Origin of the sequence: Brucella intermedia LMG 3301 (genome assembly GCF_000182645.1) — a bacterium.
GTDB classification, from domain to species: domain Bacteria; phylum Pseudomonadota; class Alphaproteobacteria; order Rhizobiales; family Rhizobiaceae; genus Brucella; species Brucella intermedia.
The window spans coordinates 2,273,690-2,297,325 of the sequence record NZ_ACQA01000001.1 but is presented as its reverse complement, the minus strand read 5'-3'; the positions used below and the strand labels follow the sequence as shown (position 1 = coordinate 2,297,325).

Here is a 23,636-nt window from a genome sequence, read left to right as displayed (position 1 = left end):
ATGCGTGAGCTGACAACCGGTCCCCGCGTACTGCTCAAGCGGCTGCGCGAATTGATGGCGGAGCCGCTGGAACCGCAGGCGCGCCTCGACCGGATCGTCCGTGAAATCGCGCAGAACATGGTCGCGGAAGTCTGCTCCTTCTATATATTGCGCGCCGATGGCGTTCTCGAACTCTACGCGACCGAAGGTCTTAATCCGCAGGCTGTTCACCTGGCCCAGCTTCGTCTCGGTCAGGGTCTGGTCGGCACGATTGCTGCAAGCGCCCGTCCGCTCAACCTGACCGATGCGCAGAGCCATCCGGCCTTCGCCTATCTGCCGGAAACAGGGGAAGAGGCCTATAATTCCTTCCTCGGCGTTCCCGTCCTTCGCGCTGGCCGCACTTTGGGCGTTCTTGTCGTCCAGAACAAGACCAAGCGGGCTTATCGCGAAGACGAGGTCGAAGCACTTGAAACCACCGCCATGGTCCTTGCCGAAATCATCGCGACCGGCGACGGTCTGCGCCTTGCCCGTCCGGGCATAGAGCTTGATCTCGGTCGTCCGATGAGCGTGACGGGACATGCTTTCAACGACGGTATCGGCCTTGGCCATGTGGTGCTGCATGAGCCGCGCATCGTCGTCACCAATCTTTTCAACGAGGACAGCCAGGCGGAGCTGAACCGGCTGGACGAAGCGCTTGGCTCCTTGCGCATATCGATCGATGACATGCTCTCGCGCCGTGACGTGGCGGTGGAAGGCGAGCATCGCGAAGTGCTGGAAGCCTATCGCATGTTTGCCCATGACCGCGGCTGGGTGCGGCGGCTGGAAGAAGCCATCCATAACGGCCTGACCGCCGAGGCGGCGGTTGAAAAGGTGCAGAGCGACACACGCGCGCGCATGGTGCACCTGACCGATCCCTATATGCGCGAGCGCCTGTCGGATTTCGACGATCTTGCAAACCGTCTGCTGCGCCAGCTCATGGGGCATGACATCAAGACCATCGCCGAATCACTGGTCAAGGATGCGATTATCGTCGCCCGGTCGATGGGGGCCGCCGAACTTCTGGATTATCCGCGTGAGCGCTTGCGTGGCGTCGTTCTGGAAGATGGCGCGGCCACGAGCCATGTCGTGATCGTCGCCCGCGCCATGGGCATTCCCGTGGTAGGCCAGGCCAAGGGCATCGTCTCCATGGCGGAAAACAACGATGCGGCCATTGTCGACGGCGACGAAGGCATCATGCACCTGCGCCCGCAGGCCGATCTGGAAACGGCTTATGCCGAAAAGGTTCGCTTCCGGGCACGGCGTCAGGCCCATTATCGCGAATTGCGGGACAAGCCATCCGTCACCAGGGATGGTGTCGATATCTCGCTTCTGATGAATGCGGGGCTGCTCGTCGATCTGCCGCAGCTTTCGGCGTCCGGCGCGGCGGGTATCGGCCTGTTCCGAACCGAGCTTCAGTTCATGGTGGCTTCCACCTTCCCCCGAGCCGAACAGCAGGAACGCCTCTATCGCTCTGTCATCGAAGCGGCGGGCGACAAGCCGGTGACTTTCCGCACGCTGGATATCGGTGGAGACAAGGTTCTTCCCTATTTCAGCTCGACCGTGCAGGAAGAAAATCCGGCGCTCGGCTGGCGCGCCATCCGCCTGACGCTTGATCGTCCGGGCCTGCTGCGTACCCAGATAAGGGCGCTTTTGAAGGCGGCGGGCGGGCGCGAGCTGAAAATCCTGCTGCCGATGATCACGGAAGTGAGCGAGGTGAAGGCCGCACGCGAGATTATCGATCGTGAAGTCCGCCACCTGTCGCGTTTTGCCCACCAGTTGCCGATGTGCCTGAAGCTCGGGGCGATGGTCGAGGTGCCGTCGCTGCTCTGGCAACTCGAGGAGTTGGTGTCGCTCGTCGATTTCATTTCCGTCGGCTCGAACGACCTGTTCCAGTTCCTGATGGCGACGGATCGCGGCAACTCGCTGATGTCTGGTCGCTTCGACCAGCTTTCGCCAGCATTCCTGCGCGCACTGCGACACATTGTGGAGACCGGTAACCGGCATGGCAAGCCGGTTACCCTGTGCGGTGAAATGGCCAGCAGGCCGCTTCCAGCCATGGCGCTGGTGGGTATCGGGTTCCGGTCGATTTCGATGTCGGCCGCGGCCATTGGCCCGGTAAAGGCCATGCTTGGCGCGCTGGACGCGGGCAAGCTCACCGCCTTGCTCAAGGAAGAGCTGGACAAGCCCAACAGCGCGCATTCGCTGCGCGAACTGCTGATGAGATTTGCCGAAGACAACGATATTCCGTTATAGCGAAGCAGATTGACCTGACTGGACGGCCGCAGTGCAGAATTGCGCGGTGTCTTGTTTCGTATTTTTGCAAGCGTTGATAATTTCTAGGACATGATATGACCGCATTGCCGCAGGATCGGATGGACCAGCTCTTGAAGCGGTTCTCCATGATCGAAAGCCAGATGGCCAATAATCCGGATTCGGAAACCTATGTGAAGCTCGCATCGGAATATTCCGAACTGCAGGAAGTGGTTGGCAAGATACGCGAACTGACCGACGCACGCAGGGAAGCGGTCGATCTGGCGGCGATGCGTGACGATGCGGCCACGGATGCAGAGATGCGGGCGCTGGCGCTGGAAGAACTGCCGGAAGTCGAAAAGCGCATCGGCACGCTGGAACAGGAAGTGCAGATTCTCCTCCTGCCGAAAGACGCAGCCGACGAGAAGAACGCCATTCTGGAAATTCGTGCCGGTACCGGCGGTCTTGAAGCCGCGCTCTTCGCTGGCGACCTGTTCCGCATGTATGAGCGTTATGCCGCCGAAAAAGGCTGGCGGGTCGAACTGGTATCGGCCAGCGAAGGCGATGCCGGAGGCTACAAGGAAATCATCGCCACCGTTTCGGGCAAGGGCGTGTTCTCCAAGCTCAAGTTCGAATCAGGTGTGCACCGCGTACAGCGCGTGCCCGAAACGGAAGCTGGCGGGCGCATCCATACCTCGGCTGCGACAGTCGCGGTTCTGCCGGAGGCCGAGGACATCGATATCGAGATACGCAACGAAGATATCCGCATCGATACGATGCGAGCTTCGGGCGCTGGCGGGCAGCACGTCAACACGACCGACTCGGCTGTGCGCATTACGCATATCCCCACCGGCATCATGGTCGTCCAGGCTGAAAAATCCCAGCATCAGAACCGCGCCCGCGCCATGCAGATCCTGCGTGCCCGCCTCTATGACATGGAGCGCCAGAAGGCCGAAACCGAGCGTTCGGAATCGCGCCGCAGCCAGGTCGGCTCGGGCGACCGGTCCGAGCGTATCCGCACCTATAATTTCCCGCAGGGCCGTGTCACCGATCACCGCATCAACCTGACGCTCTACAAGCTCGACCGGGTGATGGAAGGCGATCTCGACGAACTGGTCGATGCGCTGATTTCCGATCACCAGACCGCACTTCTTACTGAACTGGGCCAGTAAGGTGGGCGAGACGCGCCTCGACCGGCTGATGGCCGATGCACGGGCGAGGCTCCGTGCGGCAGGACTGGATACACCAGACCTCGACGCGCGGCTTCTGGTCGAATGGGCGACGGGCAGGACGCGGCTCGACCTGATATCTGCACCGGAGCAACTGGTGGATGGCGCTGCCATCCAGACGCTTTGCGATGCACTGGAGCGACGCGCTAAAGGCGAACCGGTTCACCGGATCATGGGGGTTCGCGAATTTTTCGGCCTGCCTTTCCGGCTGTCCACCGAAACGCTGGAACCCCGACCCGATACGGAAGCGCTGGTGGAACTGGTCATCCCGGCACTGGACGTGCTTGCGCAGCAGGAGAACACGCTTGAACTCCTCGACATGGGGACGGGAACGGGCGCGATCATCATCTCGCTTCTGCATCGCTTCGAGCGTGCGCATGGCGTCGGCCTCGATATGGCGGAAGGGGCGCTGGTAATGGCGCGAATCAATGCCATCGCCAATGGGGTAGGCGACCGTTTCGCCGCGCTCAAAAGCGACTGGTTCCAGCATGTGAGCGGGCGGTTTCATCTTATCGTCTCAAATCCGCCCTATATTCCGCATGAAGACATTGCGGGCCTGTCGCGCGAAGTACGCGAACATGATCCGCTTGCGGCGCTCGATGGCGGCGTGGACGGACTGAATTTTTACCGGGCCCTTGCACAGAAGGCCGCAGATCACCTATATAGGAAAGGAATGGTTGCCGTAGAGATCGGCGCCGGACAATTCCAGGATGTAGAAGCGCTGTTCGAAAGCGCAGGTTTTTCACTCGCAGGACATGCAAGTGATCTTGGCGGCCACAGAAGGGCCATGCTTTTCGCGCTCAGATCGAATACGTAATTTTGATGCGGCGAACCGCTAAAAAACACTTGGAATTTGCGGCGAAGCCGTTTAGTTTCCGGCCACCGTATACAGCCAGAATGGTTTTGCCCGCTGATGGGCGGTGGCGGAAATGCTCCATGACGATTTTTGGTCATGCTCCCTGGAGGGTTCTTTGGGGATGGCTGGTGCGGAAGTACACGACTTTCAAGCATAATCTCGAAGAGCAGAGCTTTTCGGAATGGTTATGCATTAATGCAACCGCGGAGTTTCGGTGACCTTCAAATGGTGCACCTAACTCAGGAGCAGTCGATTTGTGGGAAGTTTTTAGGGCGTACTTCCTCCATGGCTCGATAGCGTGAAACCGGCAGCTTTTTTGGCTGTGGAGTTTCTACGCCCTTTAATCTGAAAAGAGATGAATATGAGGCCAGCACAGCAGAACAGGCGCATGCGCGGACGGGGGAATAACAATAATAACAACAACCGCAAGGGCCCCAATCCTCTGTCGCGCAACTATGAAAGCAACGGCCCGGATGTGAAGATCCGCGGCAATGCGCAACATATTGCAGAAAAATACTCAGCGCTTGCGCGCGATGCACAGGCATCTGGCGATCGCGTGATGGCCGAAAACTATCTTCAGCACGCTGAACATTACAATCGCATCATCATGGCTGCCATGGCGCAGAATCCGGTGCCGTTCCAGCGCGAAGAAACCTTCGACGATGACGGCGCGGATGACGAGGAAGCAGTTTTCACGCCCGCCGCAGCGCAGCAGCCCGTCAACGGCTCCGGCCCGCAGCCGGTCATCGAAGGCACGCCAGCCGAGGTTGTCTACGGTGAGGAAAGCGGCGAGCCGGTAAAGTCCGGCGAAGGTCGCCAGCAGCCGCGCGAACGCGACAATCGCGACCGCCGTCTCGGTCGTGGCCGCCGTCCGCAGCGCGAGCGCTTCAATGCCGACGAACGTTCCGACGAACAATCCCCGGAAAAGCAGGCTCAGCCGGAAGCAGAAGATGTTTCGGCCCCCGTTGAGGCCGTCGCCGCGCAGGCAGCACCGGCAGCCGCCGAGGCTGCGCCTGCCGCCGATGCAGCACCGGCCGAAGAAGCAGCACCGCGCCGCGCCACGCGCCGTCCGGGCCGTCCGCGCCGCGCCGCAAAGGATAGCGGTGACGAGACGCCGGTAACGGAAGCGGCGAATTCCGACGCCTGATCGTTTCCTCGGATTGACTTCAAAATGGCGCGGTTTCCGCGCCATTTTTATTTGGTTCTCCAAGTGCCTGTAACCCTTGCCGAAACCCGGCCATCGTCCCATATGCTGTCTTGGAAAGAAGCTCGCCCAAAGTGGGGGCTTCGTCACCATACATCTTCTGGTGCCGCATGACGGGCCGGAAGGCAAAGGAGACATCATGAATATTGAAAAATACACGGAACGCGTTCGCGGTTTCATTCAGTCTGCTCAGACATTCGCGCTATCGTCCGGCAACCAGCAGTTCACACCGGAACATGTGTTGAAGGTTTTCGTCGATGACGACGAGGGACTTGCCTCATCGCTGATCGAACGCGCAGGCGGGCGCATTGCCGATGTGCGCATCGGACTGCAGACCGCGCTCGAAAAGCTGCCCAAGGTATCGGGCGGCAACGACCAGCTTTATCTTTCCCAGCCGCTTGCCAAGGTCTTCTCGCTTGCCGAGGAGCTTGCCAGCAAGGCCGGTGACAGTTTCGTCACCGTGGAGCGCCTCCTTACGGCGCTGGCGATGGAAAAATCCGCAAAGACGTCTGAAATTCTTTCGGCCGCCGGTGTGACGCCGACGGCTCTCAACAAGGTCATAAACGACATGCGCAAAGGCCGCACCGCCGATTCGGCGTCTGCTGAAAGCAATTTTGATGCGTTGAAGAAATATGCCCGCGATCTGACCGAAGATGCGCGTTCGGGCAAGCTCGACCCGGTGATCGGTCGTGACGAGGAAATCCGCCGCACCATCCAGGTTCTGTCGCGCCGCACCAAGAACAACCCGGTTCTGATCGGTGAGCCGGGCGTCGGCAAGACCGCAATCGCGGAAGGTCTGGCGCTGCGCATCGTCAATGGCGACGTGCCAGAATCCTTGAAGGACAAGCAGTTGATGGCGCTCGACATGGGCGCGCTGATTGCCGGCGCCAAATATCGGGGCGAGTTTGAGGAACGTCTGAAAGCAGTGCTTTCGGAAGTGCAGACGGCGGCCGGACAGATCATCCTGTTCATCGATGAAATGCATACGCTCGTCGGCGCAGGCAAGTCCGATGGCGCAATGGATGCATCGAACCTGTTGAAGCCTGCCCTTGCACGTGGCGAACTGCACTGCGTCGGTGCGACGACGCTTGAGGAATACCGCAAATATGTCGAGAAGGATGCCGCGCTTGCCCGCCGTTTCCAGCCAGTATTCGTCGATGAGCCGACCGTTGAGGATACGATTTCGATTCTGCGTGGCCTGAAGGAAAAATACGAGCAGCATCACAAGGTGCGCGTTTCGGATTCGGCTCTGGTCGCCGCGGCAACCTTGTCGAACCGTTACATCACCGACCGTTTCCTGCCGGACAAGGCTATCGATCTTGTCGATGAGGCCGCGTCGCGCCTGCGCATGCAGGTCGATTCCAAGCCGGAAGAGCTGGACGAAATCGATCGCCGCATCATGCAGTTGAAAATCGAGCGTGAAGCGCTGAAGGTGGAAACCGATGCCGCCTCCAAGGATCGTTTCCAGCGCCTGGAAAAGGAGTTGACCGATCTGGAAGAGGAATCGGCGGAACTGACGTCGAAATGGCAGTCGGAAAAGCAGAAGCTCGGACTTGCGGCCGATCTCAAGCGTCAGCTTGAAGAGGCGCGCAATGCCCTCGCCATTGCGCAGCGCAGCGGTGAATTCCAGAAGGCTGGCGAACTTGCCTATGGCACGATTCCGCAATTGGAAAAGCAGCTCGTCGAAGCGGAAAGTCAGGAAAACAAGGGTTCCCTGCTTGAGGAAACCGTTACGCCCGACCACGTGGCGCAAATCATTTCCCGCTGGACGGGCATTCCGGTCGACCGGATGCTGGAAGGCGAACGCGAGAAGCTGCTGCGTATGGAGGACGAACTCGCAAAACGCGTCGTCGGTCAGGGCGAGGCGGTGCAGGCAATCTCCAAGGCCGTTCGCCGTGCGCGCGCCGGGCTTCAGGATCCCAACCGGCCTATCGGTTCGTTCATCTTCCTCGGCCCCACGGGTGTCGGCAAGACGGAACTGACCAAGGCACTCGCCGCGTTTCTTTTCCAGGACGACACGGCCATGGTTCGTATCGACATGTCGGAATTCATGGAAAAGCATTCCGTGAGCCGGCTGATCGGTGCGCCTCCCGGCTATGTCGGCTATGAGGAAGGCGGCGTTCTGACGGAAGCTGTGCGCCGGAGGCCCTATCAGGTGATCCTGTTCGACGAGATCGAAAAGGCGCATCCGGATGTGTTCAACGTGCTGTTGCAGGTGCTGGACGACGGACGCCTGACCGACGGGCAGGGCCGCACGGTAGATTTTCGCAACACGGTCATCATCATGACCTCCAACCTCGGTGCCGAATATCTCGTCAATCTTGGCGAGAAGGACGATGTCGAATCGGTGCGCGAGGAAGTGATGGGCGTCGTGCGGGCTGCCTTCCGTCCGGAATTCCTGAACCGTGTCGATGAAATCATCCTGTTCCACCGGCTGCGCCGCGAAGACATGGGGGCGATTGTCGATATTCAGATGCAGCGTCTCCAGATGCTTCTGAACGATCGCAAGATCGTGCTGCAGTTGGAAGAGGATGCACGCGAATGGCTGGCCAATAAGGGTTACGACCCGGCCTATGGCGCGCGTCCTTTGAAGCGCGTGATCCAGAAGGAAGTACAGGACCCGCTTGCCGAGCGCATTCTTCTGGGCGACATTCTGGACGGTTCCATCGTCAAGATCACTGCCGGTTCGGACAGGCTCAACTTCCGTCCGATTCGAACTGCGCAAGAGGATGAAAGTCGCAAGGTCGACGAGAACGCCTGAACGTTCATGAGTTGAAAGCCATGGGTGCCGCAACCGGACAGGTTGCGGCGCCTTTTTCATATGAACCCTGACAAGTTTTCCGGTTTTCGGCCGACCTCGGCCATTTTCATGTCCAGTTCATCTGGCATCTGCTTTATCAGCTAATCAGTTATTAACCATATTCGCGGCATCCATGATCTCTCGATCACCCAGGGCATTCTTCATGGCGCATTACACACGCATGCTTCGTTTCGCTTTGTTTGCTTCCGTTGCGGCAGTTGCCGTCGATGGTTCTGCCCGCGCCGACGAAAGCAGTTATGCAACGGTTGCCGAGCGCCCGGTACAGCTTGCGCAGCTTTACGATCCGGGTGAGGAAATCTATCATGATCGCCGGGTACGGGTGTTCATCGATCAGTATGGCCGCCGCGTTACCATGGACCGCCGCGGGCGTATCCTCAGTGTCGAGGATGCCAACAATTATGATCCGAACGCCTATGATCGCCGGGTTCGCCGCGCGCCGCAGCCGGATGACAACTGGACGCTCGATGGACCGGTCGACGGCGGCGCGCCCTATGATGGTTTTGGCAATGTGCCCGAGGACCCGAATTACTACCCAGATGCTCCGGCAGCGCCGCAATATGGCGGCAACCGGGACGGACAGGTGCAGCGGTCGGAACTGCCACCGGCTGGCGATCAGTATCCGGACAATACCAATTCAGCCAGCGCCAATCCCGGCTATGATGGCCAGCAGGATTACGGCCAGCCCGGTTACGAGCCGCCGCGCGGTGTGCCCAATCCGAGCGATATGGCTCCTGCCATCGAAATGCCGAAAGGGCAGGGCGCCAAGGCAAGGATTGCAGCCTATCAGGTACTTCTCGATCGTGCTGGCGCATCGCCCGGCGTCATTGACGGGCGTTCGGGCAGCAATGTCGACAAGGCGGCAGCAGCCTATGGCGAACTGACCGGCAAGTCGGTCAATCCGACGGATGAAGCCGCCGTCAATGCGGAACTTGAGGCCACCGGCGGCCCGGCTTTCACCGAATATACCATCACCAACGAGGATGTGGGGCGCCAGTATGTTGCCTCGATCCCGGAAGATTACGCCCACAAGGCCCAGCTTCCCGCAATGGCCTATACTTCGGTCACCGAAATGCTGGGTGAAAAGTTTCATATAGACGAAGCCTATCTGAAAGAGATCAATCCCGGCGTGAACTTCAACCAGCCCGGTTCGATCGTGAAGGTTCCCAATCTCGGCAAGCCTGTCCGGACCAAGGTGGCCCGCATCATCGCGGACAAGGGACGCAAGCAGGTTCGCGGCTATGACGAAACCGGCAAGCTGGTCGTTGCCTATCCCTCGACCATCGGTTCGTCCGACAATCCGTCACCGTCCGGCACCGTTCAGGTCGAGCGTATCGCGATCAATCCGAACTACACCTATAATCCGAAGATCAATTTCAAGCAGGGTAACAACGACAAGGTCCTGACCATTCCGCCCGGCCCGAATGGGCCCGTCGGCACGGTATGGATCGCGCTTTCAAAGCCGACCTATGGCATTCACGGCACGCCCGAACCATCGAGAATCGGCAAGACATCGAGCCATGGCTGCGTGCGATTGACCAACTGGGATGCGGAAGAGCTGGCAAAGCTGGTGAAGGCTGGCGTAACGGTCGAATTTACCGAATAAGCATTCCTGTAAATCCAAAGAACTGGGCGGGCCTTTCCGGTCTGTCCGGAGCATTTCCCGCTCAAGCTGAATCGCGGGAAATGCTCTATTCTTTTGTTTTGCGTATGTCTTTGCCCGGAAGCCAGGTTTCCCCTTCCGGGCGTCACGCTCTATCAGCTCTTGGCCGATCCGTTCGAGGCGAGCTTGGTGCCGTTATCATCGCTGTTCAAAAGTGCGTCGATGCGGTCACGTTCCTGCTTGAAGGCTTCCAGTTCCTTGCCGGAAAGCGCCTTGTTGTCCGGCAGGCGAATGCGCAGCGGATCGACCTTGGTGTCGTTCACGATCAGTTCGTAGTGAAGGTGAGGGCCGGTCGAAAGGCCCGTCGATCCCACATAGCCGATCACCTGTCCCTGCCGCACGCGTGCGCCTGCGGTGACGCCGCGGGCGATTGCGTTCTGGTGGCTGTAGCTGCTGACATAGCCGTTGGCATGGCGGATGAGGGTCTGATTGCCGTAACCGTTGGTCCAGCCCGCCTTTTCCACAACGCCATTGCCCGAAGCGATGATCGGCGTGCCGCGCGGTGCGGCCCAGTCCACGCCGGTATGCATGCGGCTATAGCCGAGGATCGGGTGGCGGCGCATGCCGAATGGCGAGCGGAAGACACCATTGGGAACCGGATTGCGCAGCAGGAACTGCTTCGCACTCTTGCCGTCGCCGTTGAAATAATCGACGCTGCCGTCCGGGGCCTGATAGCGATAGAATTTGCGGGTCGTCCCACCAAAATTGGCCGCCACGTAGAGAAGCTGTGAATCGGCTTCGGGCTTGTCGGGATCGTCCGGCAGCGAGAAGAATGCGTCGATCTGGTCGCTGGGCGACAGACGTGACTGCAGGTCGACATCGCTTGCCAGCATCTTGATGAGCTGCTCGCGCATCGTTTCCGACATGCCATAGGCGAGCGCCGCCCGGCTGATCCCGTCATAGACGCTGGGGAGGTTGCCACGAATTGCCGTTGGCAATGCGTTGCCGTCGAAAGCCGTCTGCAGAAGCGGGGTCTGTTCCGGTTCGTCGGACGGTATATATTGTCCGCGATCGTTGAGGGCGACCGTCACCAGATGGGTCGTGCGATTATAGATGCTGGCGCGCACGATACGGTCCACGCCGTCACGGGTTTCGGTGCCTACCCTCAGAACGCTGCCTTCCTTCAATCGGGGCGAGTTCATCAGCTTGGTAAGCGAGTCGGCCATGTTTCCGGCATCGTCGCCAGTGTAGCCGGCATCTTCAAGCGCCTGCGTAATTTCGGCTGTCTGGCGGAAAGGAATCAGTTCTTCTGAAAAACCTTCGCTGACCGTATCTTCATCGCTGCGCTGGGCGACGCTGACATTTTCCTGCGTAATCTTCACACCAAGCGCGGGGCCGAGCGCGAACGGAGAGTCAGAGCCGCCAAAACGGGCGGGGTCGACATAATGAAGCGAGGCGACCTGCACGTCCCCGTCGGTGAGGAGGCCGCCCGTATCCCGCACGACCTTTTCGACCTCATCGACGGTAAGGTCGCTGGAAGCGTCGAAGGTTGTGCTGTTCATCGGGAAGTCGACGACATGCAGGCTGACTTCGCTTTCCACCTTTGCGCCGTAAATCTGGCCTGCATCGGCAGGTTGCGGTGCCGCCGGGCCTTCCGAGAATACGGTCAAGGCGTCGAATGCCGGATATTTGCGGTTGGTCGGATGATCAACGGCAAGGGCCATGCGGACGAATTCGAAGGGCCGGGTCCGGATAACCTCGCGCTCACCCACTTTCTGCATCGTGGAAAGATCGAAACGGCGCCGGTCGCGCGGTTTCTGCTGCGAGACGGTGCTGACCAGACGTCCGCCCTTGGTAACGTCGACATCGTCAGTCGCACCCGGCATGTCGTTTCGGGCAAGGATTTCAGGCGGAGTGGCCAGCTGTTCGCGCCCGTCCAGGGCGGCAAACAGTGCGACGCCGATCAGCATGCATGACGTTACGCCAGTCAGGAAGGTTCCAGCGAGCCAGCGGGCAGAAACTTCACGGCGATCCGGAGGCCGCCGCCGTCCGCCTACGCTGAGCGGGGGCTCGTCACCCGGATCGAGATTGTTCGGCCCCATGTCTTTCATACTGCTGTAGCCGGTCCTTCTTTATAATTGACAGCACGAACGTGCTTGAAATCGTTTGTCGGAGAAGCGGAGAGCCGCCAATCCGGTATCAAGGTGTCTTCCATTCTGTCGGAAGGCTCCCAAACGGGCATGTGAGTTTTGCCTGCCGAAGAAACGTAAGTCAACGACAAGCCTGCCCGACAACGATATCCACAATCCCCCGCAAGGCGCGTCGATTGCCCGTTTCGAAAATCCGGCAGAAGCTATTCGGGCAATAAGGCCGGTTTAAGGCCCTCCCAAGTGCTGGAGGGACAATGAGAGTCCTATAATATAAGTCGAATACGTGGAAATCCGGCGGCTTGTGGAAAGCTGTCAAAAAAACATCAAAAAACTTCCTTGATGCTGTTGACAGATAGCAGAGGTCCCCCCTATATACGCCTCCACAACGAGGGCGGCGGCGCCGCAAGCGGCAGGCTGATGCGTCCTTGGAGTTGGTTGAAGGTGTCTGGCAGCGATGCTGGGTGTTGGTAGGCTGGCGGCGTTGACGGGGCATTGAGTCTTGTTGATGTTAGGAGAAAAGAACTTCGATTAAGTTTGTGATTTTCTTCGAAAAAAGTGGTTGACAGGTTGGTTTGACTGATCTAGAAGCCCGGCACCGCAGACGAGGCGCTGACAGGATTTGACCTTCGGGTTGGGTGATTGGCGGCGGGCTTTGTGAGCGGATTGAGATTTTCGACGGTTTGAGATCGTCTGTTCTTTGACAATTTTATACAGAAGAAAGAGAAACGTGGGCGGCATTGTCTGCGGATGGTTCGAGAGATCGAACTGTCGAAAGAACTTTGGCGGACACGTTTCTTGGATAAGAACTATGTTACCTGGATGATCTTCGGATTGTCTGGTGTGTAAATATGTTCTCGTCAATTTGAGCGTGACCAGAAGTTTGCGTCTCTTACGTAGAGATGCGACTGATTATAGCCAACATCAAATTTTCAACTTGAGAGTTTGATCCTGGCTCAGAACGAACGCTGGCGGCAGGCTTAACACATGCAAGTCGAGCGCCCCGCAAGGGGAGCGGCAGACGGGTGAGTAACGCGTGGGAACGTACCATTTGCTACGGAATAACTCAGGGAAACTTGTGCTAATACCGTATGTGCCCGAAAGGGGAAAGAGAACGGTCGGAAATCGTTCGTCGAGTGCAATGGCATAAGCCTGCCTGACTGCAAGACTGACAAGTCGAGCAGAGACGAAAGTCGGTCATAGTGATCCGGTGGTCCCGCGTGGAAGGGCCATCGCTCAACGGATAAAAGGTACGCCGGGGATAACAGGCTGATGACCCCCAAGAGTCCATATCGACGGGGTTGTTTGGCACCTCGATGTCGACTCATCGCATCCTGGGGCTGGAGCAGGTCCCAAGGGTATGGCTGTTCGCCATTTAAAGCGGTACGTGAGTTGGGTTCAGAACGTCGTGAGACAGTTCGGTCCCTATCTGCCGTGGGTGTAGGAATATTGACAGGATCTGTCCCTAGTACGAGAGGACCGGGATGGACGTATCTCTGGTGGACCTGTTGTCGTGCCAACGGCATAGCAGGGTAGCTATATACGGACGGGATAACCGCTGAAGGCATCTAAGCGGGAAACCCACCTGAAAACGAGTATTCCCTATCAGAGCCGTGGAAGACCACCACGTTGATAGGCCGGGTGTGGAAGTGCGGCAACGCATGCAGCTTACCGGTACTAATAGCTCGATCGACTTGATCACTCCCATTTACAATATCCATCATTTTGGTTTGAACTTCGTTCAAGCCAAAATCATTCTCCTGTCCTCACGCTGTCGCGGCTAACGCCGCTTCGCTCCGGACGGGGCGCCGGAAAACCGGCGGCATGCAGTCGCATGCTTCGTGTTATCAGCACAGAAAGACAAAGCACAAAGGCAAAGGATAGGCGCAGCCCAAACATACTGCCCTATTCCCCTACTGCCTTACTGCCCTGAACCAGCTTCTCATTTGTGTTCTTCGCCGACCTGGTGGTTATGGCGGAGCGGCTGCACCCGATCCCATTCCGAACTCGGCCGTGAAACGCTCCAGCGCCAATGGTACTTCATCTTAAGATGCGGGAGAGTAGGTCGCTGCCAGGTCTGCTAAGCACACAAATCATCTTCTCAAACCCATGCAAAACAGATCAAATCACGCCCAAAGCGAAAAAAAATACCAAAACCGGTCATAATATCGCACCCATAACGCGGGGTGGAGCAGCCCGGTAGCTCGTCAGGCTCATAACCTGAAGGCCGCAGGTTCAAATCCTGCCCCCGCAACCAAAAATAAAAACCCGTCGCACAAGCGGCGGGTTTTGGCGTTTAAACGGGTAGTGACGGCAGGTGGCCCGTTGTGGACAGCGGGCCTGGAACGTCATCGAAGCTTCACGCTCCCGAAATACGATGTTCCGCACGGGGGTGCCGATGCTGATTATTCTGGGTGGACCGCCAGCGTCTGGAAAAAGCACGATAGCACAGGCTCTCGCCGTGCGTATCGGGGCTTGCTATCTTCGCGTGGATACCGTCGAGCAGGCAATTCGTTCTGCGGCGCCGCCATCGGCAGGGAATGAAGTCGGACCGGCAGGATATGTAACGCTTTATTCGCTGGCTGCAGAAAACCTTCAGCTGGGCCGTACCGTCATAGTCGATTCGGTGAACGCGACGGAAATCACCCGTCAGGCATTCAGAGACGTCGCGGCAAAAGCCGGCAGTAGATGGGTTCAGGTTGAAGTTGTCTGTTCGGACGTCGATACGCATCGCCGTCGCGCCGAGACGCGAATAATGACGGTAGAAGGATTGACGCCACCAGACTGGGATCAAATATAGAAACGCCACTTCGAGCCATGGAGCACTGATCTGCGCCTGGATACGTCCGTTCTGTCAGTGGAAGAAGGTGTCGAAACGATCATGAAATCGCTTTAAGTGGTTGGGGTACCCATCCCCCATCGGCGGAGCCGGAAGCTTCAGCTGCCGGCTTTCACTTCGGCGACGAGGGGCGCATTGGGAGCAAGGGCGTTGCTGGATGGAGCGGCTTCCGTTGATTGCGATACGCATGCCGCTTCGCCCTGCAACTCATGAGCGTCGACCCGCATGGAGGAATTCTTTCTCCAGCCGCCGTGGAAATAAAGGATGGTCGACATCAGCAGGGTCGACAGCATCGCGGCAGGAAAGCTCAGCCAGAGCGCATCGGAACCAAGCTGTTCCCGCAGGCCAATAGCGACGCCGAGGCGCACAGGATACATCGATACGAAAAGAATGATGAGCGGCCAGATGACCTGGCCGTTTGCACGCACTGTTCCGAAGAGAACCATTGTCACGCCGAACGCGATGAAACCCCAGGTGGCGATCTGACCGATATGCTGGCCGATCGCGATGGCCGGGCTTTCAGCGCCGAGAAATATCTGCAGGGCCTGCCGGTCGGCGACCAGCAGCAGCCCGACAAGGGCTCCGGTCATCAGCACTGCGTAGATCGTTCCGATGCGGGTTATGGAGCTGACACGATCCCATTTACCGGCTCCGATGTTCTGGGCCGCCATCGCGCTGACCGCAGCACCCAACGCCATTGCCGGCATCTGCACATAGGTCCACAGCTGCTGCGTGGCGCCGAAGGCGGCTGTCGTGTCAACACCCTCGCGATTGACGAGCCGCATCATGGTCAGCATCGAGCTTGAGACAACGATCATCTGGATGCCCATCGGCAGTCCCTTGACAAAGATCAGCTTCAACAACTTCCGGTCCGGAACAAGAAGCCACAACTCCCTGCCGCGCAGGCGCAACGGGAGATCGCGATGGTAGATATAATAGAGCATCGCCGCGAGACTTATGTAATTGGCGACAGCTGTTGCCAGTGCGGACCCCGCAATACCGAGCGCAGGCAGCGGACCCCAACCCAGGATGAAGAAGGGGTTGAGCACTATATCGAGGAGTACGGCCATTCCCATGAATATCAGCGGGGTCACGGCGTCGCCGCTGCCGCGCAGTGCCATCATCAGGATTGTCTGCATCAGGATCGCCGGCATGGCCAGAAAAGTGACCTGCAGGAACGCACGCGCCAGCGGTTCAATGGTTTCAGGAGTTCCCAGCAGCGCCAGAACTTTGGGGGCGAGCAGCCAGCCGATGACCGCGACCACGATGCTGAGCGGTACGAAAGTGCCGACCGTGGTGCCCGCTATGGTGCGCGCCGTTTCTATATCCCGTCGCCCGAAAGCCTGTCCGATGAGGATCGTCGATGCCATGCCGAAACCGAAGACGAAAGCGGTCAGCAGAAACATGACCAGATTGCCGTTCGTCGTTGCGGCAAGTGCGTATTCGCCCAGTAACTGCCCGATCCAGATCGTGTCGATGGAACCGTTGGCCGATTGCAATATGGACGAGCCAAGGGTCGGCAGGGCAAAGAGCAGCAGAGCCTGATTGATCGGGGCTGTCGTCAGGTCGATGCTCTGTTTCATAAGACCTCGTGATCGAAACGATGTGCCGGAGCAATTGACAGGAAACTCCGCAAACCTGGAACGACTGCCATCGTTATTCTGTTCCGGTTTAAAGCATAATCCGACCTGAGTGAAACGAGGATCGATAAGATTATGCTATTAATAGAACAGCTTAGAGCGTCGATCTGACTCAGTCAGATCGAAACGCGCTCTAATTTTGGCAGTTTGCGCGCCGTGGGTAAAGTCACGGAAAAGAATGCCGCATAGGATGCAAAGCGCAGGTGTGGCTCTTTTATGCCATTCCCACCACCCAAAAGATTGCTAATATGAACTTGGGCATGGAGGGGCCCGATCCATGAAAGGTCTGGCAGACGCATCCACGCTGGGTGTCAACGAGGATAACGGCGAGAATGCCAGCGAGGGTGTCGGCGATCCGCGCCCCGGCGAAGGGCTGCACCGCTTGTCACAGCCAAGGCCAGGCGACAATGCCCCGACAGGCACGGACCAGCTCGACTGGCTCGTCGCCATGATCAATCACGTGCCGGATTTCATCTATGCCAAGGACCTGCAAGGGCGGTTCCTGTTTGCCAACGATGCGGTGGTTCGCAACAATGGCCTGTCAGACATCAACGAACTCATCGGGCTGACGGACGTCGATATACACGGCCAAGCAGCGATTACGGCGCGCATTTCCGAGATCGAAAGGCGGGTCATGGAAAGCGGCGTGCCTGACCTCGGCTATGAAGAGCGCGCCATGCGCGGCGGAGCGGATCGCTGGCTGATGATTTCGCGCGTCCCACTGCGCGACAGGAGCGGCAACATCATCGGTGTCGTGGGCGTCTCGCGCGACATTTCCATCAAGAAGAAGGCCGAACGCTTCATGCAGGTGCAGGCCCGCATTCTGGAAATGACGGTGAGCGCCGTTGCGATATCGGAATTCGTCGATCAACTGGCCCGGTTGCTGGAAAGCCTTGCCGGGGGTGTTCGATGCGTCGCCGTCGTGACCGCTCAAAACGCAGATGATGTCATTGTTTCGGCCCCCTCGTTGCCTTCGCTGGCGACTGGTCTGAGACAGGCGCCGCTTTCCCCGGCGCGCCTTGAAGCTGCACTGACAGCGCTGGCTCCTGAAAGCGAAGCGATATTCTGCATCGAAATTCCTTCGGCGGACGGTACAGGACATGGTGTTCTGGGTTTCATGGTCGATGGCGAGGTTTCCGATGATCGCGGCCTGCGTGAGTTTTTGGCCACCGCTGCAGGGATGGCTGGAATTGCCATCGACAGGCGCATCGCCGACGAGCGCATCCGCTATCTGGCCGAGCACGACGCGCTGACCGGGCTGGCGAACCGGGCCTTTCTGGAACGACAACTCGAACAGATGCTCGATCAGGCGTCCAGCCATTCACGGAAGGTGGCTGTCGGCTTTCTCGACCTCGATCAGTTCAAGCCGGTCAACGATACACTCGGCCATGCTGCCGGAGACAGGCTTTTGCAGCAGGTCGCCGGCCGGATTTTGCTTCTGCTCGGCGAGGGTGAACTTGCCGGTCGCATGGGCGGCGATGAATTCATTCTGGTTCTGAAGGCAGACGAGGGGGATTTCTGTTCCCGGCTGGATGAGATACGGCGCAGGGTAAGCGAGCCGGTCGAACTGGGTGGAACCTCTCTGGAGGTCACGTGCAGCATTGGTGTCGCCTGTTTTCCCAGACATGGCCGGTCGGCAGGGGAACTGCTCGCGGCTGCGGACGCTGCCATGTATGAGGCCAAGGCGAAGGGCCGCAACAGCGTCTGTATCTATTCTGTCGAGATGCCGCGCGACTTCGCATCAGATGGAAGCGGACAGCCATAGTTCTTGCGCGATGTTCAACCGATCTTCGCCTTGACGAACACGTCATAACGCGTGCTCTTGCCGAGAATCTGATGGGAGGGCTTGCGCAATCCGGCCATGGGATCGGCGCGCAACGGCCATTTGAGGACCACACGGTATTGCGCTGCCTCGAGTGCCACCTGCATCAACCTTTCGGCATCCGGATCGGTGCCGACGATTTCGCGTATCTGCCGCATTTCCTTTTTGACGAGCGCACTGTTGCCACGCGGCGGATGCATCGGGTCAACCAGCACGACCTGCGGCTTCAATTCGGGCAGGAGCAGGCAGGAATCGCCGTGCAAAAGCGTCATGCGGGCAACAGTCTCGGCATAGCGGCCTCCTTCCGCGGCTGCACGCGCCAGCCCCTCGGCGAGAAGCCCGTGCATCTTTTCGGAGCGCTCGATCAAGATCACTTTCGCGCCGAGTGAGGCCAGCAGAAAGGCATCGCGCCCGAGCCCAGCCGTCGCATCGACGATTTCCGGCGTGGCATCCCGCGTCAGTCCCGCGGCCTTGGCGAGGGCCTGACCGCGTCCTTCGCCGGAGCGGAACCGGTGGCCGACAGCGCCGCCGACGAAATCAACGACAAGCTCCGATGTATCGATTTTCTGCGACATGGATGCTCTCAGAAAGGGCAGGGCGCGGTGAAGGTAACAGCGCGGCCATCGGGGTGCCTGAAGGAAAGTTCTTCCGCGTGCAGCAACAGGCGGTCTGCGGCGGCAAGCGCTTCGCCTTCGGCGTAGAATTCGTCGCCGAGGATCACATGGCCAATCGCTTTCATATGCACGCGCAGCTGGTGCGTGCGGCCCGTAAGGGGAAAGAGCCGCAGCCGGGTCGTGCGCTCGCTGCGATCGAGCACCTGCCAGCGTGTCTGGGCAGGCTTGCCGTGCTCGTGATCGACACGATGACGCGGCTTGTTGCCGGGATCAATCGCCAGCGGCAGGTCGATCAGCCCTTCGTCTTCCTCAACGTTTCCCCAGACGACGGCTATATAGGATTTTTGCGTCGTGCGGGCCTCGAACTGAGCGGCGATAGCGGCATGCGTCTTGCGATCGAGCGACATCAGGACGATGCCCGACGTATCCTTGTCGAGACGGTTGATCATCTGCGCTTGCGGAAATGTTTCCTGAACGCGCGTTGCGAGACTGTCAGACAGGGCAGGATGGCGTCCGGGTACGGACAGGAGACCGCTCGGCTTGTCCAGCACGAGAAAGCCCGCATCGCGATGAAGGATCGAGACATAGGGTTCCAGCGGGGGATGATAGATGGGAGCAACGGCGGATAACACACTCATGAGGCTCTTCTAGCACGGTTTGCGCGGTGCGGAGAAGCACGCGCTCATGCTTGCGGCGGTAAATGATGCGCTGTTCACCGGGTGGCTGGATGTTCTTGCAAGGAAATAAATGGCGGAGAGGGAGGGATTCGAACCCCCGATGGAGTTGCCCCCATGCCGCATTTCGAGTGCGGTGCTTTCAACCACTCAGCCACCTCTCCGCGTTGTGCAGCACTGTAAAACGACCCTTGAAGAATCGCACAGTAACAAGCATCAATGACGAATGCCGAGCGTGCAGCGGCTCAATAACGGGCCAGCGCCGATTAGACAAGAGCTAATTTGCATTCCCTTGTGAAAATTCTTGACTTTTCTGCCGCTTCGCACCTATAAGCACCAGACCTTAGGCGTGGGGTGATCCGCGCCTATTGTTTTGATTGCAGATTTCGGGCTTTTCCGGGACTGCGATCAAGGGCCAAAAGCCCGCTCATCAACCGACTGATAAAAAGACGGCCCATCGCTTCGACGCCAATGTCGCAGAATGAGAGCCGGACCGAACAACCGAAAGGACAACAAATGTTCGCAGTCATCAAGACCGGTGGCAAGCAGTATCGCGTTGCCGCAAACGACCTCATCAAGGTCGAAAAAGTTGCTGGCGAAGCCGGTGACATCGTAGAATTCGCAGAAGTCCTGATGGTCGGCTCGACCATTGGCGCCCCGACCGTCGCCGGTGCTCTCGTCACCGCCGAAGTCGTTGAACAGGGCCGTGCCCGCAAGGTCATCGCGTTCAAGAAGCGTCGCCGTCAGAACTCGAAGCGCACACGCGGTCATCGTCAGGAACTGACGACCATCCGCATCTCGGAAATCCTCACCGACGGCGCGAAGCCTTCCAAGAAGGCCGCCGAGAAGAAGGCTCCGAAGGCAGACGCCGCCGAAGGCGAAGCCGCAAAGCCGAAGAAGGCAGCGCCCAAGAAGGCCGCAGCCAAGGCCGAGTCGGCTGAGTAAACAGAGAGATTAAAGGAGAACACCAATGGCACACAAAAAAGCTGGCGGTTCCTCGCGTAACGGTCGCGATTCAGAATCCAAACGCCTTGGCGTGAAGAAGTTCGGCGGCGAAGCTGTGCTCGCCGGCAACATCATCGTGCGCCAACGCGGCACGAAGTGGCATCCGGGCGCCAATGTCGGCCTCGGCAAGGACCACACGATTTTTGCAACCGTAAACGGCTCCGTGTCTTTCCGCACGAAAGCCAACGGTCGCACGTACGTGTCGGTTAACCCGATCGCGGAAGCAGCAGAGTAAGCCGGGCACTCTCACAAGCACCGGCGTCCCATCGGACCCGGTGTAAATGGCAGCCTAGCCAAAAGATCGAAGGGAAGATGGGGCCACCCATCTTCCCTTTTTGCATTTGGGCGCATCTCGAAAAGTGCGAAGCGGTTTTCAAACAAGATGCGCCTCAAATGAAACGCTCTGGAGGAACGAAAAATGGTTGTCGAAGTTCTGGAAGAAGATTGTTACGACGCAAGCAGTAGCGAAAGAAGAGGCAGTTACGCAGATCTGTCGCCCGGCCTGGAGGATGCAAAGGCTCCCGACCTGGCCTACGAGCTGGACTGCCCCGTCCTCGTCACAGAAAGGCTGGTGTTGCGCCCGCCGCATGTCGAAGACGTGGATGCGATTTCCTATCTTGCCAATAACGCCCGCGTCTCCAGTATGCTTGCCCGTATGCCGCATCCATACACGCGTGAAAACGCCGTCGACTTTGTCGAGCGCGTGCGAAAAGGCGAGATGGGCAATTGCATCTACGCGATCACGCAAGCGGAAACCGGCATCTTCATGGGCTGCTGCGGCATCCATCCGCTCGATCGTGGCGACGGGCTTGAAATCGGCTACTGGCTGGGCGAACCCTATTGGGGACACGGCTTTGCCACCGAGGCCGCGCACGCCCTGATCGATCTGGCTTTTCGTGCGACCGCCATCGAACGGCTGCATGTCTCGTGCCATGCCATCAATGGCGGCTCGCGCCGGGTGATCCACAAGTGCGGCTTCCAGTTCAGCAGCATGGGCATGGCCGACTCGCTCGCCGCAGGCAATGTGCCGGTCGAACGCTATGTCCTCGATCGGCGTACCTGGATCGGGCTGAGAAGCTGGCAGTCGTAAGGGCTGTTCCAAAACCAGCCCTGTGTGGCTGCAAAATGGTCCTGCGTGAAGCCCTTCCGGCTGGCGCAGGACCGATAATCATCGGGGAATGACATGATGGATACCCACGCAATCGCACGCGACAGGATCGTGGTGCGCGCGCTCGAAAAGGGCGACCTGCATCGTTACCGGGCCATAAGGTTGAGCGCCTTGCAGCGCGCGCCGATGGCCTTCGGTTCGAGTTTCGAGGAAGAAAATGCCTATTCGGACAGCGTCTTTGCGCGCCGCCTGGAACAGGTGAACGGCAATGTGGTCTTCGGCGCCTTCGATGGCGAAAACCTGCTGGGAACGGCGGGCATGTTCCGCCATGATCGCAGGTCCGAGCGCCATCGCGGCACGCTCTGGGGCGTCTATGTGGCTCCCGAAGCGCGCGGGCTGCAACTCGGCAGGGCGCTTGTCGGTAAGGTCATCGACCATGCGGCAACGCAGGTCGTCGTTGTGGATGCCAAGGTGGTCGCCACGAACGAAGCCGCCAAACGCGTCTATTATGCGCTTGGTTTCAAGACTTACGGCGTCGAACCCAAGTCGCTTTACGTTCAGGGCCAGTATCTGGATCAGGAATTGATCTATATCGATTTCACCGATCCTGAACGAAACCCGAAATAGGCGGAAACCGGCTTCCTCGACTGTTTGCAGGAAGCCGGTTTTGCTGTAATTGCAACACACCACATGCGGGCGCGCCCGCATGTAATTCCTATTCAGGGCGCGCGCCGCCCAAAAGCCTGCCGCAGCGCGGGCATCAAGAAGGTTACGTTCAGATGAAGTTTCTCGATCAGGCAAAGATCTATATCCGCTCCGGCAATGGCGGGGCGGGGGCGGTTTCGTTCCGCCGCGAGAAATTTCTCGAATTCGGCGGTCCAGACGGCGGCGACGGCGGACGCGGCGGCGATGTGTGGGTGGAGGCCGTGGACGGTCTCAACACGCTGATCGATTACCGCTATCAGCAGCACTTCCGGGCCAAGACCGGCATGCACGGCATGGGCCGCAACATGACCGGCGGCAAGGGCGACGACGTTGTTCTCAAGGTGCCGGTCGGCACGCAGATTTTCGAGGAAGACGACGAAACGCTGATCTGCGACATTACCGAGATCGGCCAGCGCTATCGTCTCGCCAAGGGCGGAAACGGGGGCTTCGGCAACCTGCATTTCACCACCTCGACCAACCGCGCGCCGCGCCGCGCCAATCCCGGGCAGGAAGGCATCGAGCGCACCATCTGGCTGCGCCTGAAGCTGATTGCCGATGCCGGTCTGGTCGGCCTGCCCAATGCCGGAAAGTCCACTTTCCTCGCAAGCGTGACAGCGGCGAAGCCGAAGATTGCCGATTATCCTTTCACCACGCTGCATCCCAATCTGGGTGTCGCGCGCGTGGATGGCCGCGAGTTCGTCATTGCCGATATTCCGGGCCTGATCGAAGGGGCGAGCGAAGGCGTCGGTCTCGGCGACCGTTTCCTCGGTCATGTCGAGCGCACGCGGGTTCTGCTCCATCTGGTGTCAGCGCAGGAAGAAGATGTGGCCAAGGCCTATCGGGTCATTCGCGGCGAGCTGGAAGCCTATGAGCATGGGCTTGCCGACAAGCCGGAAATCGTGGCGTTGTCGCAGGTGGATACGCTGGATGCGGAAGCGCGCAAGGCCAAGGTCAAGGCGCTGAAAAAGGCATGCGGACGCGATCCGCTGCTGCTTTCGGCGGTCAGCCATGAAGGTTTGAACGATGCGTTGCGCCAGCTTGCTGCCGTGATTGATCAGAGCCGCACCGCAGAGGCCGGTACGGCGCAAGCCGAAGACTAAGCGT

17 protein-coding genes, 2 tRNA genes, 1 rRNA gene and 2 other annotated features are annotated in these 23,636 nt (G+C 58.9%); of the genes, 15 read left to right on the top strand and 5 right to left on the bottom strand.

Annotated features, from left to right (window positions below):
- The 6 genes from ptsP (at position 1) to OINT_RS10980 (ending at position 9,981) form a co-directional block, all read left to right on the top strand.
- Positions 1 to 2,271 (top strand): phosphoenolpyruvate--protein phosphotransferase, encoded by a 2,271-nt coding sequence (ptsP, locus tag OINT_RS11005; RefSeq protein WP_006467883.1) that lies wholly within the window; start codon positions 1 to 3, stop codon positions 2,269 to 2,271.
- A gap of 95 nt (positions 2,272 to 2,366) precedes the next feature.
- On the top strand, positions 2,367 to 3,440 hold the full coding sequence (gene prfA, locus OINT_RS11000) for a peptide chain release factor 1 (protein ID WP_006467882.1): 1,074 nt from the start codon (positions 2,367 to 2,369) through the stop codon (positions 3,438 to 3,440).
- A 28-nt stretch (positions 3,441 to 3,468) separates the two neighbouring features.
- Entirely contained in the window at positions 3,469 to 4,314 is an 846-nt protein-coding gene (gene prmC, locus OINT_RS10995) for a peptide chain release factor N(5)-glutamine methyltransferase (RefSeq protein ID WP_006472256.1), read from the top strand.
- Positions 4,315 to 4,714: 400 nt separating this feature from the next.
- Positions 4,715 to 5,500, top strand: a complete 786-nt coding sequence (locus tag OINT_RS10990) for a DUF4167 domain-containing protein (protein WP_036565504.1) — start codon at positions 4,715 to 4,717, stop codon at positions 5,498 to 5,500.
- A 196-nt stretch (positions 5,501 to 5,696) separates the two neighbouring features.
- Positions 5,697 to 8,318, top strand: coding sequence for an ATP-dependent chaperone ClpB (clpB, locus tag OINT_RS10985; protein ID WP_006472259.1), 2,622 nt, complete (start codon positions 5,697 to 5,699; stop codon positions 8,316 to 8,318).
- 202 nt (positions 8,319 to 8,520) lie between these two features.
- The gene (locus tag OINT_RS10980; protein ID WP_022567615.1) at positions 8,521 to 9,981 is read left to right on the top strand and encodes a L,D-transpeptidase; all 1,461 of its coding nucleotides are present in this window, start codon (positions 8,521 to 8,523) and stop codon (positions 9,979 to 9,981) included.
- 152 nt (positions 9,982 to 10,133) lie between these two features.
- Here OINT_RS10980 and OINT_RS10975 read toward each other — a convergent pair whose 3' ends face one another.
- Positions 10,134 to 12,089 (bottom strand): M23 family metallopeptidase, encoded by a 1,956-nt coding sequence (locus OINT_RS10975; protein WP_006472263.1) that lies wholly within the window; start codon positions 12,087 to 12,089, stop codon positions 10,134 to 10,136.
- A 1,022-nt stretch (positions 12,090 to 13,111) separates the two neighbouring features.
- Positions 13,112 to 13,393 (top strand) — a sequence feature (16S ribosomal RNA rRNA prediction is too short).
- Positions 13,159 to 13,814, top strand: a sequence feature (mutual gap in cmsearch alignment for this rRNA model is longer than 100). Its footprint overlaps the feature before it by 235 nt.
- Before the next feature lie 273 nt (positions 13,815 to 14,087).
- Here OINT_RS10975 and rrf point away from each other — a divergent pair.
- The 3 genes from rrf (at position 14,088) to OINT_RS10960 (ending at position 14,925) form a co-directional block, all read left to right on the top strand.
- Positions 14,088 to 14,202 (top strand): 5S ribosomal RNA (gene rrf / locus OINT_RS10970).
- Positions 14,203 to 14,305: 103 nt separating this feature from the next.
- Positions 14,306 to 14,382, top strand: a tRNA-Met gene (locus OINT_RS10965).
- Between the two features lie 120 nt (positions 14,383 to 14,502).
- Positions 14,503 to 14,925 (top strand): P-loop nucleotide/nucleoside kinase family protein, encoded by a 423-nt coding sequence (locus tag OINT_RS10960; RefSeq protein WP_328284839.1) that lies wholly within the window; start codon positions 14,503 to 14,505, stop codon positions 14,923 to 14,925.
- Positions 14,926 to 15,062: 137 nt separating this feature from the next.
- Here the strand turns inward: OINT_RS10960 and OINT_RS10955 are convergent, their stop codons facing one another.
- Positions 15,063 to 16,547, bottom strand: a complete 1,485-nt coding sequence (locus tag OINT_RS10955; protein ID WP_006467875.1) for an MATE family efflux transporter — start codon at positions 16,545 to 16,547, stop codon at positions 15,063 to 15,065.
- A gap of 334 nt (positions 16,548 to 16,881) precedes the next feature.
- Here OINT_RS10955 and OINT_RS10950 point away from each other — a divergent pair, with 334 nt between their 5' ends.
- Positions 16,882 to 18,369, top strand: a complete 1,488-nt coding sequence (locus OINT_RS10950; protein ID WP_006467874.1) for a GGDEF domain-containing protein — start codon at positions 16,882 to 16,884, stop codon at positions 18,367 to 18,369.
- Between the two features lie 14 nt (positions 18,370 to 18,383).
- On the opposite strand, the gene OINT_RS10945 is transcribed toward OINT_RS10950, so the two are convergent.
- The 3 genes from OINT_RS10945 to OINT_RS10935 all read right to left on the bottom strand — a co-directional run bounded on the left by OINT_RS10945 (position 18,384) and on the right by OINT_RS10935 (position 19,878).
- Positions 18,384 to 19,001 carry a class I SAM-dependent methyltransferase gene (locus OINT_RS10945; RefSeq protein WP_006467873.1) on the bottom strand — a complete coding sequence of 206 codons (618 nt, stop codon included), beginning with the start codon at positions 18,999 to 19,001 and terminating at the stop codon, positions 18,384 to 18,386.
- A gap of 8 nt (positions 19,002 to 19,009) precedes the next feature.
- On the bottom strand, positions 19,010 to 19,678 hold the full coding sequence (locus OINT_RS10940; protein ID WP_006467872.1) for a pseudouridine synthase: 669 nt from the start codon (positions 19,676 to 19,678) through the stop codon (positions 19,010 to 19,012).
- A gap of 110 nt (positions 19,679 to 19,788) precedes the next feature.
- Positions 19,789 to 19,878, bottom strand: a tRNA-Ser gene (locus OINT_RS10935).
- 352 nt (positions 19,879 to 20,230) lie between these two features.
- Here OINT_RS10935 and rplU point away from each other — a divergent pair.
- From rplU to obgE, 5 genes are all read left to right on the top strand, one after another.
- Positions 20,231 to 20,659 carry a 50S ribosomal protein L21 gene (rplU, locus tag OINT_RS10930; protein ID WP_006471230.1) on the top strand — a complete coding sequence of 143 codons (429 nt, stop codon included), beginning with the start codon at positions 20,231 to 20,233 and terminating at the stop codon, positions 20,657 to 20,659.
- A 25-nt stretch (positions 20,660 to 20,684) separates the two neighbouring features.
- The gene (gene rpmA, locus OINT_RS10925) at positions 20,685 to 20,954 is read left to right on the top strand and encodes a 50S ribosomal protein L27 (RefSeq protein WP_002964927.1); all 270 of its coding nucleotides are present in this window, start codon (positions 20,685 to 20,687) and stop codon (positions 20,952 to 20,954) included.
- Positions 20,955 to 21,137: 183 nt separating this feature from the next.
- Positions 21,138 to 21,809, top strand: coding sequence for a GNAT family N-acetyltransferase (locus tag OINT_RS10920; protein ID WP_006467870.1), 672 nt, complete (start codon positions 21,138 to 21,140; stop codon positions 21,807 to 21,809).
- Between the two features lie 93 nt (positions 21,810 to 21,902).
- On the top strand, positions 21,903 to 22,454 hold the full coding sequence (locus tag OINT_RS10915) for a GNAT family N-acetyltransferase (RefSeq protein ID WP_006467869.1): 552 nt from the start codon (positions 21,903 to 21,905) through the stop codon (positions 22,452 to 22,454).
- A gap of 152 nt (positions 22,455 to 22,606) precedes the next feature.
- The gene (obgE, locus tag OINT_RS10910; RefSeq protein WP_006467868.1) at positions 22,607 to 23,632 is read left to right on the top strand and encodes a GTPase ObgE; all 1,026 of its coding nucleotides are present in this window, start codon (positions 22,607 to 22,609) and stop codon (positions 23,630 to 23,632) included.
- Positions 23,633 to 23,636: the final 4 nt, after the last annotated feature.